This window comes from Luteococcus peritonei, assembly GCF_039526385.1.
Taxonomy (GTDB): domain Bacteria; phylum Actinomycetota; class Actinomycetes; order Propionibacteriales; family Propionibacteriaceae; genus Luteococcus; species Luteococcus peritonei.
Window position 1 is genome coordinate 21,886 of sequence record NZ_BAAAIX010000007.1, and the last position, 15,377, is coordinate 37,262.

Sequence of the window (15,377 nt, forward strand, 5' to 3'; positions counted from 1 at the left end):
TCGCGTGCTCAGCCGATGCCGGTGAAGGAGAGGCGGAAGGCCAGCCGCTCGCCCCGCGGCAGCAGGTGTTCCGGGTGGGTGCGGGCCTGCCAGGAGTCGTCGCCGCCGATGCCGCGGCGCCTCAGCGCCGGGCGCAGCACGGTTCGTCGGCTGCGGGGCAGCTCGTGGTGGTGGGCGGCATTCTCCACCTCGGCGGGGGTCCAGGGTAGTGCGGAGAACTCCATGCCGCCCTCGGCTGTGCAGTCCAGGCGCAGTCCGCGGCCGGTGCGGTCGGTGACGCTGGCCCAGCGCACCCCGGTGTGGTTGCCCGCCTCCTGCGGGCGCAGGTAGGGCGTGAGCTGGGTGGCCACGTCGCCCTGCCACAGGCCCAGCCGGACACCGCTGCGGCGGTCCACATGGCTCTCGTCGGGCCCTTCGCCGTACCAGTCCAGCCGGGAGAACTCGGGGCGGGTGCACAGCAGCAGCCCGAACTCGGGCATGTCGGGCAGGGAGGCGTCCGGTGCGCACTCCAGCAGCACCTCGACGCGGCCCTCCCCGGTGACCCGGTAGGTGAGGGTGCAGGAGCTCTCCGGGCTGGTGGGCAGCCGGTAGCTGTAGCGCAGGGTGACACCGGCCGCGTCGGTGGACAGCTCTGGGTTCTCGGGGCCGGGCAGCGGCAGGGCGTGCTGGCTCGCGCCCTGCCAGACGGCATTCTCGAAGCCCATCTGCCAGCCCCGCTCGTTGGAGGTGGGGGCGTGCCAGAAGTTGGGCCGCGGCATGCCGCGCAGCATCTCCTGGCCACTCCAGCGGTAGGAGACCAGGCCGCCGTGCAGGCTGGAGAAGAGCGCCTCGAAGTGGCGGCCGCGCACGCCGATGTTGTGGATGCCGCGCACCACCTCGGGGGCGGGCAGGACCGCCGGGGCGGGGCATTCCCCGACGCGGAAGACGCCCTGGCCGAAGGCCACCTCGTGGCCTGCCGGAGCCCAGTCGGTGGCCTCGCGCAGCCGGAAGCAGACCGTCACCGCGTACTCACCGGGCTCGGTGGGCAGCGGCGGCAGCGGGTGGTGTGCGGTGCTGCCGGGCGCGACGTCGGTGGCGACGGTGGTGCTGGCCACATCGTGCCCCTCGCGCAGGGTGGTGACCAGGCAGTCGAAGGCGCTCGAGGGGGTCTGCAGGTAGCGGTTGGTGACGGTGAAACCGTCGGCCTCGACGTCGATGCGCAGGGCGGCGTAGAGGGCCTTGACCTCGGCCAGCTTGGGGCTGGGGGAACGGTCGGCGAAGACGATGCCGTTGCCACAGAAGTCGCCGTCGTGCGGCGCCTCCTCGCTGTCGCCGCCATAGCCCAGGAAGCTGCCGCCCTGTCCGTCGGGGAGCAGGACGGCCTGGTCGGCGAAGTCCCAGATGAATCCGCCCTGGAAGAGTTCCTCACGCTCGGCCAGGTCCAGGTACTTGTCCACGGCACCGAAGGAGTTGCCCATGGCGTGGGCGTACTCGCACAGGATGAAGGGCTTGTCGCGGTGCTCGCGCAGGTAGGCCTCGACGTCGGCAGCCGGGGTGTACATCTGGCTGGCGATGTCGGTGGTCTGTGGCAGTCGCGGGTCGTGGTGGACGCCCTCGTAGTGCACCGGCCGGTCGTCCAGCTCCCGGAAGCGGTCCGCGACGGCCAGCAGGTTGGTGCCGCCGTAGGACTCGTTGCCCACCGACCAGATCACGACGCTGGGATGGTTCTTGTCGCGCTGCACCAGGCTCTCGGCGCGGTCCAGCAGTGCCTCGCGCCACTGCGGCAGGCTGCCGGGCACGGCCTGCTCGTCGTCCAGGCCCTCACGCAGCAGCCGGTCCCACAGGCCGTGCGCCTCCAGGTTCATCTCGTCGATGACCATCAGGCCGTAGCGGTCGCACAGCTCGTAGAAGCAGCTGTTGTTGGGGTAGTGGCTGGTGCGCACCGCGTTGATGTTGTTCTGCTTCATCAGCACGATGTCGGCCTCGGTCTGCTCACGGCTGATCACGCGCCCCTGCAGGCCGAAGTCGTGGCGGTTGACGCCCCTGAAGACCACGCGCTGCCCGTTCAGCCTCAGCACGCCGTCCTCGATGGCGAAGCGCCGGATGCCCACCTGCTGCAGCAGGTGCTCGGTGGTGGTGCCGTCCGCGTCCAGCACCTCGATCCGCAGCGGATACAGGTGGGGCTGCTCCGGGCTCCACAGCCGAGGATCCTCGACGTCGATGACCAGGCTGCCGTCGGGCTGGGCGGTCAGTTCGCCGACCCCCTCCAGCTGGGCGCGGATGCTGCCCCGCCCGGTCAGCTGCGTCTGCAGCACGACGCGCGCCCGGGCCAGATCGGGCGAGAGCTCGCTGCGCACGCGCAGGTCCTCGACGTGCACGGCGGGACGGCGGCGCAGCTCCACATCGCGGAAGATCCCGGAGAAGCGGAAGAAGTCCTGGTCCTCGATCCAGGAGGCCGCGCACCAGGTGAAGACCTGGGCGGCCAGGACGTTCTCGCCCTCGCGCAGGTGGGGCGTCAGGTCGAACTTGCTGGGGGTGAAGCTGTCGCAGGCATAGCCCACCCACGCACCGTTCAGCCACAGGGCCAGAGCCGACTCGGCACCGTGGAAGACCACCGAGAGCTGCTCGCCGGGCGCCAGCGGCTGGTCCAGCACGAAGCGGGTGCGGTAGCTGGCCACCGGGTTGTGCCGCGTGGGCGCCTGGCCGGGCTCCAGCTGCTCGTGGCCGTCCCAGGGGTACTGGACATTGGTGTACTGCGCGCGGCCGTGGCCCTGCAGCTGGATGTGCGCCGGCACCCGGATGTCCTGCCAGCCCGAGTCGTCGAGGTCGGGCTGCTCGAAGCCGGGCAGCGTGGCGCCCGGGTTCAGGGCGTGGTGGAACTTCCACAGGCCGTTGAGGCTGCCCACGAAGCTGCTGCGCCCGCTGCTCGCCTCCTCGGGGGTGGCGAACCACAGATGGTCGGAATGGGCCGCCATCCGGTTCTCCGCGAAGTCGGTGGGATCGGACAGTCGTCGAGGATCGAAATTCACGTCACTGCTCCTGGGCTGCTCATCCGGCCGGACCCGACGGGGAACGGCGATCCCTCACGCTAACAACCGGACCGACCGGTGGGGAGGGGCGGGGCGGCATGGTCCGGGAGCCGCCCCGCGCTCTGGTGGGCCTTCGCGGCGCACCCTAGGCTGGAGCCATGACTGCACCGGTTGATCCCACCACCACCTCCGCCTGGGCGGAGCTCACGAAGCTGCACGAGGGCTTCACCCCTGACCTCAAGGGAGCCTTCGCCTCCGACCCGGAGCGCGCGCAGCGCTTCACCTTCGACGCGGCCGACCTGCACGTCGACCTGTCCAAGAACTTCCTCGACGACGAGATCCTCGCCGCCCTGCTGAAGCTGGCCGACGAGGTCAAGATCGCCGAGCGCCGCGAGGCCATGTACACCGGCGAGCACATCAACGTGACCGAGGACCGCGCCGTGCTGCACACCGCGCTGCGCCTGCCCTCGGACGCCCAGCTCGAGGTGGACGGCCAGGACGTCGTCGCCGACGTGCACCAGACCCTGGCCAAGATCCACGACTTCGCCGAGCAGGTGCGTGGCGGCTCCTGGACCGGCATCACCGGCCGCCCGATCAGCACCGTGGTCAATATCGGCATCGGCGGCTCGGACCTGGGCCCCGTGATGGTCTACGAGGCGCTCAAGCCCTACGTGAAGGCGGGCCTGGAGTGCCGCTTCGTGTCCAACATCGATCCCACCGACATGGCGGAGAAGACCAAGGACCTCGACCCCGAGACCACGCTGTTCATCGTCGCCTCCAAGACCTTCACCACCCTGGAGACCCTCACCAATGCCCGCCTGGCGCGCGAGTGGCTGCTGGGCAGGCTCAAGGACTCCGGCGCCGTCACCGACGAGGCCAGCTCCACCGAGGCCGTCAAGAAGCACTTCGTGGCCGTCTCCACCGCCCTGGACAAGGTGGAGGCCTTCGGCATCGACCCGAACAACGCCTTCGGTTTCTGGAACTGGGTGGGCGGGCGCTACTCCGTCGACTCCGCGGTGGGCACCGTGCTGGCCGTCGCGCTGGGCAAGCAGGCCTTCACCGAGTTCCTGTCCGGCTTCCATGCCATCGACGAGCACTTCCGCACCGCCGAGGCCGAGCAGAACGTGCCGCTGCTGATGGGCCTGCTCAACGTCTGGTACGTGAACTTCTTCCAGGCCGCCAGCCACGCCGTGCTGCCCTATGCGCAGTACCTGCACCGCTTCCCGGCCTACCTGCAGCAGCTCACGATGGAGTCCAACGGCAAGTCCGTGCGCTGGGACGGCAGCGCCGTCACCACCGACACCGGCGAGATCTTCTGGGGCGAGCCCGGCACCAACGGCCAGCACGCCTTCTACCAGCTGATCCACCAGGGCACCCGGCTGATCCCGGCCGACTTCATCGCGGTGGCCACCCCCGCCAACCCGCTCAAGGACGGCGAGACCGATGTCCACGAGCTCTTCCTGTCCAACTTCTTCGCGCAGACCGCGGCACTGGCCTTCGGCAAGACCGCCGACGAGGTGCGCGCCGAGGGCACCGCGGAGGCCGTGGTCCCCGCCCGTGTCTTCGAGGGCAACCGCCCCACCACCTCGATCATGGCCCCGGCCCTGACCCCGGGCGTGGTGGGTCAGCTGATCGCCCTCTACGAGCACATCACCTTCGTCGAGGGCGTGGTCTGGGGCATCGACTCCTTCGACCAGTGGGGCGTCGAGCTCGGCAAGCAGCTGGCCCTCAAGATCGCCCCGGCCGTCCAGGGCGACGAGGCCGCCAAGGCCGAGCAGGACTCCTCCACGCAGTCCCTGATCGACTACTACCTGGCCAACCGCAAGCGCTGAACGCGGCGTGGCTGCAGCGCCCCCGTCCGGACCCTCCGGGCGGGGGCGCCGTCGTGCTCGCCTAGATTGGGGGCATGACCTTGCCCCGCCCCTCCTCGGCCCGCCTGCTCGGCACCACCCTGCTGGCCGGCGCCGGCGCGACGGTCCTGCTGGTGGGCGGACTGGGCGCGGGGGTGCAACTGCTCACGCGGGGGCGGATCCTGGACGCCGATGCGCTGGCGGCGCTGCCACGGCCCCCGCGCGTGGCGCTGGTGCTCGGTGCCGAGGTGCTCTCCGACGGGCGTCCCTCCCGCTACCTGCGCGCCCGACTGGACCTGGCCGCCACGCTGCACCGACGCGGCCTGGTGGACGTCCTGCTGGTCAGCGGTGACAACGGGGAGAAGCACTACAACGAGCCCGAGGGGATGCGCCGCCACCTGGAGCAGGCGGGCATCCCGCCCGAGGACATCGTCGCTGACCATGCCGGCTTCGACACCTACGACTCCTGCCTGCGGGCCCGTGACATCTTCGGGGTGGAACGTCTGGTGGTGGTCAGCCAGAGCTACCACCTGCCCCGCGCGCTGGCCACCTGCCGGCTGCTGGGCATGGAGGCCTGGGGTGTCGGCGACGAGTCGGTGCGCCGCGTCCCGGGGCGGTGGCGACGCTACGTCGCCCGTGAGCAGCTGGCGAACGTCAAGATGCTGCTCGACATAACCTCCCGTCGCCCGGCCACCGCCGGCCCGCGGGAGACCTCCGTGGACCAGGCCCTCGCCCGACCTCGGGACTGACCCGCCCGGAACTGGCGTGGTCCCGGGAGTGATGCGGTCCCGGGGCTGATCCCAGGCGCAAAGAAACCGTGCCGCCAGCCCCGAAGGGCTGGCGGCACGTCCAGTGGGTGGTGCTGGTTCTGGGGTGGGCCGGCGGTGCCGGCCCGGGAGGTGGCTCAGTAGGCGCCGTTGCTGAAGAGCACGGCCTTCACGGTCTGCGCCATGATCGACAGGTCCTGGGTCATGGACCAGTTGTCGACGTAGTAGAGGTCCAGGCGCACGGTGTCGTCCCAGCTCAGGTTCGAGCGGCCGGAGACCTGCCACAGGCCGGTCAGGCCGGGGCGCACCTCGAGGCGACGGTTCACGTGCGGGGCGTAGAGCGCGACCTCCTTGGGCAGCGCGGGACGCGGGCCGATCAGCGACATGTCGCCGCGCAGCACGTTCCACAGCTGGGGGAGCTCGTCGATGGAGAAGCGGCGGATGAAGTTGCCGATCTTCGTGATGCGCGGGTCGTTCTCCATCTTGAACATGACCTCGTTCGGGCCCTGGTTCTGCAGGGTCTTGAGCACCTCTTCGGCATTGGTGACCATGGAGCGGAACTTCAGCATCTCGAAGTGCTCGCCGCCCTTGCCCACGCGGACCTGCTTGAAGATGATCGGGCCGCCGTCGTCCAGCTTGATGGCCAGGGCGGTGGCGATCAGCACCGGGCTGGCCGCCAGCAGCACCAGGGCGGCACCGATGATGTCGAAGGTGCGCTTCATCCAGCGTCCGGCCTGCTGGGTCGACGGGGGCTCCACCATCACCAGCGGGATGCCCGCCACCGGGCGCACCTGGATGCGCTGGGAGGCGATGTCGGTCAGGGCCGGGGCCACGACCATCTGCGCGTGGTGCGACTCCAGCGCCCAGGCCATCCGGCGGAAGCCGCGGGAGGAGGGGAAGGAGCCGTCGGCGAAGATGACGATGTCGATGTCGCGCTGGTCCACCACGTCGATGGCCTCGTCCACGGTGCCCAGCACCGGCAGGTCGAGGTTGCCGCGGGCGACGCCGTCGGGCAGCAGGGCGCCCACCACGTAGTAGCCCAGCCAGGTCTCGCGCTGGGCGACGGTGAGGATCTCCTGGATGTTCTGCGGGTTGCCGGCCAGCACGACGCGACGGGTCAGCCAGTTGCGGCGGCGCAGCAGGTGCATGGCACGGCGCACCATCCAGCGGGTCAGCACCAGCAAGGGCGTCCCGATGGTGAACAGCAGGATGTAGAAGCCGCGCGACAGGTCGAACTTCGTCAGGTAGCAGACGATGCCGATGAAGGCGGCCGCCAGCAGGCTGGCGTGCATGGTGCGCGCGTACTCGTCGGTGCCGGCGCCCAGATTCTTGTCCGAGTAGGCCCCGGCGGCGGCCAGGCAGCCCAGCCAGATCACCACGGCCAGCGGCCACAGGGTCGAGACCGGGTACTGGACGTAGCCCAGGTCAGCGAAACCCGGGACGTTGTTGCGGAAGGCCACCGCGATCAGCGTGGCCAGCAGGATCGTCAGGGCGTCCGCCAGGACCATGATGGCCTTGGTGAACACCAGTGATCGTTGAGTCATGCGACGCGGAATCCGCAGTCGGCTGTGCCCCACGTTGTTCTTCAACAGCATTGCTCCACCCCTGGAGACGGGTGGACGAACAAGAGGCCTGCGGTCCGTCGGACCGTGGCTCTCTTGACTCCCCCGAGTTCAAAAAAATGTGTCCGGACAGGATGTCCCTGCCAAGTCGTAGCCCCGGGTTCACGCAGAACGCCGAGTTCACTGTGGTGAGTCTAACGGCTGGGCCCGCCCCCCGCAGGCCGCGGTCAGCCTCCGCAAACTCGCTCAGTCACTGTGACGGAAGGCCGCACCGCCTTGTCATGCGCTGTATGACGGGCATTCGACGGACTTGCGTGGTCGGCCGCTCGGGCCGTGGCATTCAGCATTCTCACAGCCAGCCCGCCCAGCTCTGCCCATTCGTCTGCCCGGAAGGAACCGTTGGCATGCCTCACCAGGCGGCGACGCCGCGTCCCATGCCCTGGTAGTTCCAGCCGGCCCGGTGCCAACGGTGCGGATCCAGCACGTTGCGGCCGTCGATGATATTGGCCGCACGGACCCGCCCGATCAGCTCCGCCGGGTCGAGCTGCGTGAACTCCTTCCACTCGGTGAGCACCATCACCAGGTCGGCATTGCGCACCGCCTGCTCCACGCTGTCGACCACGTGCAGGTCGGGCCGCGCCTGACGCAGTGCCTGACCGGCCGCGGGATCGGTGATCACCACGTCGGCGCCCCGGGCCCACAGCCGGGTGGCGATGTCCAGGGCGGGGGAGTCGCGCAGGTCGTCGCTGTCCGGCTTGAAGGCGGCGCCCAGCACGGCGATCTTGCGGCCCACCAGGCGGCCGCCGAACAGGTCCGCGGCCATCTCGACGGCGGTCTCGCGTCGGCGCAGGTTGATGGCGTCCACCTCGCGCAGGAAGGTGAGGGCCTGGTCGACGCCCAGCTCGCCGGCGCGGGCCATGAAGGCCCGGATGTCCTTGGGCAGGCAGCCGCCGCCGAAACCGATGCCGGCGCGCAGGAACTTGGGTCCGATCCGGTCGTCATGACCGATCGCCTCGGCCAACCGGGTGACGTCGGCGCCGGTGGCGTCGCACAGCTCGGCCATCGCGTTGATGAAGCTGATCTTCGTGGCCAGGAAGGAGTTGGCGGCCACCTTCACCAGTTCGGCGGTGGGGTAGTTGGTGAGCAGGCGCGGGATCTCCTCGGCCAGCAGCTGGGCATAGCACTCGTCGAGGATGGCGACGAGTTGTTCGCCGCGCTCGTGCTCGTCGGGCAGGCCGTAGACGATCCGGTCCGGGTGCAGGGTGTCCTGCACCGCGAAGCCCTCGCGCAGGAATTCCGGATTCCAGATGACGTCGATGTCCTTGCCGCTGGCCTGGGCCCGCTCGGCCAGTTGGGCGGCGGTGCCGACAGGGACCGTCGACTTGCCGGCGATCAGGACCGGGCGGTCGCCGGAGGGCTGCGCATGCTCCAGGATCGTGTCCACCGCGGCGTTCACGTAGCGCATGTCCGCGGCATAGCGGCCCTGCATCTGGGGGGTGCCCACCCCGATGAAGTGGATCTCGGCATCGGCGATCTCGCGCGGGTCGGTGGTGAAACGCAACCGCCCGGAGGCCACGTTGCGCTGCAGCACCTCGGGGAAGCCGGGTTCGTGGAAGGGGCTCTCGCCGGCGGCCAGCTTGGCCACCTTCTTCTCGTCCACGTCGAGGCCGACCATCTCGTGGCCCAGCTCGGCCATGCAGGCGGCGTGCACGGCGCCCAGGTATCCGCAACCAATCGTCGACAAGCGCATGGTGACACCCTAGCCACGGCCACGTGACGAGGTGGGGTGGCCCTCTGCGGGAAGCACCGGGATTTCACGCAGCCGTCGTCCACGGGCCACCCGGGGACGCGACGACGGGGCGCCCTGCCGTGCAGGACGCCCCGTCGGGGTGGATCAGAAGTCGGCGGTCTCCGGGTTGCCGCCCAGGCGGTTGCCCTCGTCGAGCCCCGTGATCTGGTCCATCTGCTCGCCGCTCAGCTCGAAGCCGAAGACGTCGAAGTTGCTGGCGATGCGCTCCGGGGTGACGGACTTGGGGATCACCACGCGGCCCTCCTGCAGGTGCCAGCGGATGATGACCTGCGCCGGGCTGACGCCCAGCTCCTGGGCGATGGCGCCGATGGTCTCGTTGTCCAGGTCCTTGCTCTGGCCCAGCGGGCTCCACGCCTCGGTGACGATGTCGCGGTCGTCGAGGACGCGGCGCAGCTCGGCCTGCGCGAAGGTGGGATGCAGCTCCACCTGGTCGATCACCGGGGTCTCGCCGTTCAGCTTGGCCAGGTGCACCTCGTGGAAGTTGCTGACGCCGATGCTGGTGACCAGGCCCTCGGCCTTGAACTCCTGCATCGCGTCCCAGGCCTCGATGTAGCTCTCTCCGTACTTGACGGTGGCCGGCCAGTGGATCAGGTAGAGGTCGACGTGGTCCAGGCCGAGCTTGGTGAGGCTGGTCTCGATCGCCGTGCGGGCGTCACCGGCGGCGTGCGAGTCGTTCCACAGCTTGGTGGTGATGAACAGGTCCTCGCGGGCGATGCCGGACTCGGCCAGCGCCTTGCCGACGCCCTCCTCGTTGCCGTAGATGGCGGCGGTGTCGATGTGGCGGTAGCCCACCTCGAGCGCCTTGGTCACGGCCGGGGTGGCCTTGTCGTTCTCGACCTGCCAGACGCCGAAGCCGAGCTGGGGGATCTTCTTGCCGTCGTTGAAGGTGATCTGCGGCACGGTGGTCATGGTTCTCCTCGTGGTGTCGGTACTTCTCGTGGGTTCGGGTGGTTGCGGGGCCCGGAGCGGGCTCTCAGGCGCGGCGCTCCAGCAGGCCCTTGAGGTAGGCCGCCTGGCCCAGGTGCTGGGTGATGTCGTTCACGACGCTCACCAGCCGCACCCCGGCCGTGACCGGCGGGTCCCACTGGTCGTCGACGACGGCGTCCAGGGCCTGGTCGTCGAGCTGCTCCAGCAGGGCTGCGGTGGCCCGGTGCACCTCAGCGTAGTAGTCGGCCAGCAGCTGGGCATCGGCCTGGAAGGCCGCCACGTCCGCGCTCTCCTGGCCGTAGCCGATGGCCTCGTCGGGATAGGGCAGTGCGAAGCGTTCCCGCCAGCCCTGGTCCCACACCTGCTGGGCGCCGTCCAGGCCGAGCGCGGCGGCCACACCGCTGGTGTGGTCGTCCTCGACGCGGGCCAGGTGCCAGACCAGCCAGCCGACCGGGTTGGCCTGCGCGTCGGCGCGCCAGGCGAGCTGGTCGCGGTCCAGGCCGTCGAGCAGCCCGGGCAGGGACTCCGCGATGCGTGCGAAGCCGTCGCCGAGGATCTTGGTGCCGTTCACTTCACGATTCCTTCCTTGGCCAGCCAGGCCTTGGCGATGACTGCCGAGCTCTTCTGCTCGGTCACGCTCTGGGCGTTGAGCTGGACCAGTTCATCGGTGGTGAGCCGGGAGTTCACCAGCTCCATGATGCTGCCCGCGTCCGCGCCCACCTTCGGGCCGACCACCGGCACCACGTTCTGCGGCAGCACCAGGTTCTTCGGGTCCGAGAGGGTGACCAGGCCCTTGGCCTTGATCGAGGGGTCGGCGGAGTAGATGTCGGCCACCTGCACCTTGCCGTCCACCAGGGCCTTGACGGTCAGTGGGCCGCCCGAGTCCTCCACCGGCAGCACGGTGGCATCGACGCCGTAGGTGCTCTTCAGGCCGCTGGGGCCGTAGGGACGCTTGGTGAGCTCGGAGTTGCCGGCCACCTTCACGCTGCCCAGCCTGCTGAGGTCGGCGATGGTCTTCAGGTCGTACTTCTTGGCGGTGGCGGCGGTCACGTTGTAGGAGTCCTGGTCGCTGGCGGCGGCCGGCTCCAGCACCATCAGGCCGCTGGGCACCTTCTCGCGCAGCGCCGCGGTGATCTCCTGCGCGGTGCGGGCGGTGGCCTGCTTGTCGTAGTACTGCAGCAGGTTGCCCAGGTACTCGGGGACCACGTCGATCCGCCCGGCGGCCAGCTCCGGCAGGTAGATCTCGCGCTGGCCGATCTGGTAGCTGCGGGTGATCTTCCAGCCGCGGCTCTCCAGCGCCTGCGCGTACAGCTCGGCCACGATCTCGTTCGAGTAGTACTGCTGCGAGCCGATCACCAGCTCCTTGGAGGCCTGCCCGCCCGCGACGCCCTGCTGGGTGCCGAGCGGGTCTGAGCTGGCGCAGCCGGTGAGCACCAGCACCAGGGCGATCAGGGGTGCGAGCAGGCGTCTCATCGGTTCTCCTCCGGGGTGGGATTGCGGTGGTGCAGCAGGCGGGTGGCCAGCTCGAAGAGCAGTTCGAGGGCGATGGCCAGCAGCACCACCAGGGCCGAGGCGGCCAGCATCTGCGGATAGTCCTGGGTCTTGAGACCCAGGAAGAGGTCGCGGCCCAGCCCGCCGGCACCGACATAGGCCGCCAGCGTGGCGGTGGAGACCACCTGCAGCGTGGCCGAGCGCAGCCCGCCCAGCAGCAAGGGCAGGCCCAGCGGGGCCTCCACCCGGCTCAGCACCTGCCACTCAGTCATGCCCTGGGCCCGGGCGGCGTCCACCGTGACGGGGTTCACCGCCTCGATGCCGGCATAGGCGCCGGCCAGCACGGAGGGCACCGCGAGCAGCACCAGGGCGATCATCGGGGCCTTGAGCCCGACGCCGAGCCAGAGCCCCAGCAGGGTGACCAGACCAAGGCTCGGCAGGGCACGGGCGGCGCCGGAACTGCCCACGGCCAGGTCGCGGAAGCGGCGGGTGTGGCCCACCAGGTAGCCCAGCGGGATGCCGATGGCGGCGGCCAGGCCCACCGCGAGCACGGTGTAACCCAGGTGCTGCAGCAGGTGGGCGGGCCAGCCCTCGGACCCCTGCCGGTTGGCGGGATCCAGCAGCCAGTGCCAGGCCTCGACGAAGAAGTTCATGTCCGGCTCCCCCGCGTCGTGCGGGTCCAGGGCATGACCAGCCAGCCCAGGGCCACCAGGACAGCGTCCAGCAGCCAGGCCAGCGCCACGGTCACCACGATGCCGGTGAGCACCTCCGCGAGGATGCCGCGCTGGAAGCCGTCGGTGAACAGCTGGCCCAGGCTGGGCACGCCCAGCAGCGCCGAGACCGTCACCAGGCTCACCGTGCTCACCGCCACCACGCGCAGGCCGGCCAGCAGGCTCGGGCCTGCCAGCGGCAGTTCCACGGAGAAGAAGCGCCGCAGGCCGCCGTAGCCCAGGGCGGTGGCCGACAGCCGGGGGCCCTCACCGACGGCGGCCAGCCCGTCGGTGGCGGAGCGCACCATCAGCGCGAAGCCGTACAGGGTCATGGCCGCCACCACGTTCCAGCGCTCGCGCACCGTGGTGCCGATCAGCATGGGCATCACCACGAACAGCGGCAGCGAGGGGATGGCGTAGAACAGGCCGGAGAGCGCCACGAGGGCGGCGCGGCCAGGACGCCAGCGGTTGGCCAGCCAGGCCACCGGCAGGGCGAGCAGGAAGCTCAGCGCCACGGCCGGCAGTGTCATCAGCAGGTGGCTCCAGGCCTGCTGGCCGATCATGGCCAGGTTGTCCTGGACCCACCTCACGCGGGCCTCCCGGTGCCGGGGGAGGGGCTGATCCGTCCGGCGGGACGGCCATGGGCGTCCATCACCAGCGTCCCGTGCGGGCCCTCCACCAGGTGCAGGTCCAGCTCGCCGCGGTCCAGGCCCAGGAAGCTGGCCACGAAGTCGTCGGCCGGGTTGGCCACCAGCTCGGCGGGGGTGCCCACCTGGGCCACCTCGCCGCCCTTCTTCAGCAGCACGATCTGGTCGCCCAGGGTGAGCGCCTCGGCGATGTCATGGGTGACGAAGAGCACGGTCTTGTGCAGCTCGGCCTGGATCCGGCCCATCCAGGCCTGCAGCTCGGCGCGCACCAGCGGGTCGACGGCGCCGAAGGGCTCGTCCATCAACAGGATGTTCGGGTCGCTCGCCAGGGCGCGGGCCACGCCCACGCGCTGCTGCTGGCCGCCGGAGAGCTGGGCAGGCCAGCGCTTCGCCATGGAGCGGTCCAGGCCGACGAGGTCCATCAGGCCCAGCGCCTGCTCGTGCGCCTCGGCGCGCGAGACACCGTTCAGCCGCGGCACCGTGGCGATGTTGTCCAGCACCCGCCGGTGGGGCAGCAGGCCGGAGTTCTGCATCACGTAGCCGATCCGGCGGCGCAGCTTGACCGGGTCGGTGCCGGCGATGTCCTCGTCGTCGATCAGCACCCGACCGCTGGTGGGGGCCACCATCCGGTTCACCATCCGCAGCAGGGTGGTCTTGCCGCAGCCCGAGGAGCCCACCAGTACCGTGGTGCGGCCGGTGGGAACCACCAGGCTGAAGTCGTCGACGGCCATGGTCCCGTCCGGGTAGCGCTTAGCGACCTGCTCGAACTCGATCCCCATCCGTTTCCCTTCGTGGCTGCCGTGCTGACGGTCCTGCCCTGGGCACCCGTGTGGTGGCCTGTTCACCATCCAACCTGTCCCCACCGACAGAAATTCCCCCTGAAGGGGTGGAAAGGCCACTGCTGGCCCCGAGACTGGCCGTCCGGACAGGGCCACGCCTCGTGGAAGAATGAGCGCCATGTCCTCTTTGCCCTCACAGCTCACCGAGCGGGTCCAGGCCCTCACCGGCATCGACCCGGAGATGCGGCCCGCCACCAAGCCCCAGTTCGGCCACTTCCAGTCGAACGTGGCCCTGCGCCTGGCCAAGACCGAGGGCAAGCCGCCGCGCGAGGTTGCAGCCGCCATCGTCGAGCAGCTGCAGGTGGACGACCTGTGTGAGCCGCTGGAGATCGCCGGTCCCGGCTTCATCAACTTCCGGATCAAGGCCGACGTGCTGGCCGCCACCGCCTCGGAGCTGCTCGGCGACGAGCACGACGGGGTGGTGCAGGCCGGCGAGCCCCAGCGCGTCGTGATCGACTACTCCGCCCCGAATGCCGCCAAGCAGATGCACGTGGGCCACCTGCGCAGCACCATCATCGGTGACTGCTTCAACCGGGTGCTCAGCGCCCAGGGCCACACCGTGATCGCCCAGAACCACATCGGTGACTGGGGCCGGCAGTTCGGCATGCTGGTGGAGCAGACCCTGGACGAGGGACTGGACCCGGCCGAGCTCGACCTGGCCGGCGCCGAGCGGCTCTACATGCGCGCCAATGCCCACCTCAAGTCGGACGAGGCCTTCGCCGACCGCTCCCGCGAGCGGGTGGTCAAGCTGCAGGCCGGCGATCCCGAGACGCTCGCCATCTGGGAGAAGCTGATCGAGATCTCCAAGGCCGGCTTCGAGCGCACCTACGAGCGGATGAATGTCCTGCTCAAGCCCGCCGACTATGCCGGCGAGAGCATGTACAACGCCATGCTGCCCAAGGTCTGCGACGACCTGGAGGCCCGCGGCATCGCCAAGGTGGACGACGGTGCCCTGGTGGTCTTCGTGGACGGCTACGAGGCGCCCGCCATCATGCGCAACCGCCAGGGCGGCTACGGCTACGACGTCACCGACGTGGCCGCGCTGCGCTACCGGGTGGGCGAGCTGGACGCCGACCGGCTGGTCTACGTGGTGGGCTCGGAGCAGACCCACCACTTCAACCTGATCTTCGGCGTCTGCCGCAAGGCCGGCTACCTGCCCGAGCAGGTGCGCGCCCAGCACGTGGGCTACGGCATGGTGCTGGGCACCGACGGCAAGAAGTTCTCCACCCGCGAGGGCACCGCCGTCCACCTCGACGACCTGCTCGACGAGGCCGACCAGCACGCCGCGCCGAACATCGCGCTGGCCGCCATCAAGTACGCGGACCTCAGCTCCGGGTTGCAGAAGGACTACACCTTCGACGCCGAGCGGATGACCGCCACCACCGGCGACACCGGCCCCTACCTGCAGTACGCGCACGCCCGGATCAGCCAGATCATGCGCAAGGCCGAGGCCGAGCAGGTGGAGGTTCCCCAGGCGATCACCGTGCTGGAGGAGCCGGCCGAGCAGCAGCTCGCCCTGCTGCTGAGCCGCTTCGGCGAGGTGGTGGCCGAGGTTGGCGAGAGCCTGCAGCCCCACAAGCTGTGCGGCTACCTCTACGAGCTGGCCGGCGCCTACTCCTCCTTCTACGAGCAGTGCCCGGTGATGAAGTCCGAGGGCGAGGTGCGCGCCTCCCGCCTGGCGCTGTGCCAGGCCACCCGCAAGGTGCTGGCCAAGGGCCTGTACCTGCTGGGCATCGACGCGCCCGAGCGGATGTGACCCGCAGGCG

The 15,377-nt window shown here is 70.1% G+C and carries 12 protein-coding genes; 3 read left to right on the top strand and 9 right to left on the bottom strand.

Annotation, left to right across the window (positions count from 1 at the left end):
- Positions 1 to 8: 8 nt before the first annotated feature.
- A complete protein-coding gene (gene lacZ / locus ABD073_RS02555) occupies positions 9 to 3,008 on the bottom strand; it encodes a beta-galactosidase, LacZ type (RefSeq protein ID WP_343872191.1) in 3,000 nt (999 codons plus the stop codon).
- Between the two features lie 158 nt (positions 3,009 to 3,166).
- Here lacZ and pgi point away from each other — a divergent pair, with 158 nt between their 5' ends.
- Both pgi and ABD073_RS02565 read left to right on the top strand, forming a co-directional pair.
- Positions 3,167 to 4,840: a glucose-6-phosphate isomerase gene (gene pgi, locus ABD073_RS02560; protein ID WP_343872192.1), complete on the top strand. Its 1,674-nt coding sequence runs from the start codon at positions 3,167 to 3,169 to the stop codon at positions 4,838 to 4,840.
- A gap of 74 nt (positions 4,841 to 4,914) precedes the next feature.
- Entirely contained in the window at positions 4,915 to 5,607 is a 693-nt protein-coding gene (locus ABD073_RS02565) for a SanA/YdcF family protein (RefSeq protein ID WP_343872193.1), read from the top strand.
- Positions 5,608 to 5,762: 155 nt separating this feature from the next.
- Here the strand turns inward: ABD073_RS02565 and ABD073_RS02570 are convergent, their stop codons facing one another.
- The 8 genes from ABD073_RS02570 to ABD073_RS02605 form a co-directional block, all read right to left on the bottom strand.
- Positions 5,763 to 7,151 carry a sugar transferase gene (locus tag ABD073_RS02570; RefSeq protein WP_343872194.1) on the bottom strand — a complete coding sequence of 463 codons (1,389 nt, stop codon included), beginning with the start codon at positions 7,149 to 7,151 and terminating at the stop codon, positions 5,763 to 5,765.
- Between the two features lie 445 nt (positions 7,152 to 7,596).
- Complete coding sequence (locus ABD073_RS02575; RefSeq protein WP_343872195.1) at positions 7,597 to 8,937, bottom strand: UDP-glucose dehydrogenase family protein; 1,341 nt, start codon at positions 8,935 to 8,937, stop codon at positions 7,597 to 7,599.
- A gap of 144 nt (positions 8,938 to 9,081) precedes the next feature.
- A complete protein-coding gene (locus ABD073_RS02580) occupies positions 9,082 to 9,906 on the bottom strand; it encodes an aldo/keto reductase (RefSeq protein ID WP_343872196.1) in 825 nt (274 codons plus the stop codon).
- Positions 9,907 to 9,970: 64 nt separating this feature from the next.
- Positions 9,971 to 10,495 (bottom strand): mycothiol transferase, encoded by a 525-nt coding sequence (locus ABD073_RS02585; protein ID WP_343872197.1) that lies wholly within the window; start codon positions 10,493 to 10,495, stop codon positions 9,971 to 9,973.
- Entirely contained in the window at positions 10,492 to 11,397 is a 906-nt protein-coding gene (locus ABD073_RS02590) for an ABC transporter substrate-binding protein (RefSeq protein WP_343872198.1), read from the bottom strand. Before ABD073_RS02590 ends, ABD073_RS02585 begins: the two co-directional genes overlap by 4 nt.
- Positions 11,394 to 12,068 (bottom strand): ABC transporter permease, encoded by a 675-nt coding sequence (locus ABD073_RS02595; protein ID WP_343872199.1) that lies wholly within the window; start codon positions 12,066 to 12,068, stop codon positions 11,394 to 11,396. The genes ABD073_RS02590 and ABD073_RS02595 overlap by 4 nt, the downstream gene beginning before the upstream one ends.
- Positions 12,065 to 12,715 carry an ABC transporter permease gene (locus ABD073_RS02600; RefSeq protein WP_343872200.1) on the bottom strand — a complete coding sequence of 217 codons (651 nt, stop codon included), beginning with the start codon at positions 12,713 to 12,715 and terminating at the stop codon, positions 12,065 to 12,067. Before ABD073_RS02600 ends, ABD073_RS02595 begins: the two co-directional genes overlap by 4 nt.
- Positions 12,712 to 13,551, bottom strand: a complete 840-nt coding sequence (locus ABD073_RS02605; RefSeq protein WP_343872201.1) for an ABC transporter ATP-binding protein — start codon at positions 13,549 to 13,551, stop codon at positions 12,712 to 12,714. The genes ABD073_RS02600 and ABD073_RS02605 overlap by 4 nt, the downstream gene beginning before the upstream one ends.
- Before the next feature lie 178 nt (positions 13,552 to 13,729).
- Here ABD073_RS02605 and argS point away from each other — a divergent pair, with 178 nt between their 5' ends.
- The gene (gene argS / locus ABD073_RS02610) at positions 13,730 to 15,367 is read left to right on the top strand and encodes an arginine--tRNA ligase (RefSeq protein WP_343872202.1); all 1,638 of its coding nucleotides are present in this window, start codon (positions 13,730 to 13,732) and stop codon (positions 15,365 to 15,367) included.
- The last annotated feature ends 10 nt before the right edge of the window (positions 15,368 to 15,377 follow it).

What these genes read in the sequence shown, in the direction of transcription:
- pgi (WP_343872192.1), top strand. Translation starts at nt 3,167, where the DNA reads ATGACTGCACCGGTTGATCCCACCACCACCTCCGCCTGGGCGGAGCTC.
- ABD073_RS02565 (WP_343872193.1), top strand. Translation starts at nt 4,915, where the DNA reads ATGACCTTGCCCCGCCCCTCCTCGGCCCGCCTGCTCGGCACCACCCTG.
- ABD073_RS02575 (WP_343872195.1), bottom strand. Translation starts at nt 8,937, where the DNA reads ATGCGCTTGTCGACGATTGGTTGCGGATACCTGGGCGCCGTGCACGCC.
- ABD073_RS02580 (WP_343872196.1), bottom strand. Translation starts at nt 9,906, where the DNA reads ATGACCACCGTGCCGCAGATCACCTTCAACGACGGCAAGAAGATCCCC.
- ABD073_RS02590 (WP_343872198.1), bottom strand. Translation starts at nt 11,397, where the DNA reads ATGAGACGCCTGCTCGCACCCCTGATCGCCCTGGTGCTGGTGCTCACC.
- ABD073_RS02595 (WP_343872199.1), bottom strand. Translation starts at nt 12,068, where the DNA reads ATGAACTTCTTCGTCGAGGCCTGGCACTGGCTGCTGGATCCCGCCAAC.
- ABD073_RS02605 (WP_343872201.1), bottom strand. Translation starts at nt 13,551, where the DNA reads ATGGGGATCGAGTTCGAGCAGGTCGCTAAGCGCTACCCGGACGGGACC.
- argS (WP_343872202.1), top strand. Translation starts at nt 13,730, where the DNA reads ATGTCCTCTTTGCCCTCACAGCTCACCGAGCGGGTCCAGGCCCTCACC.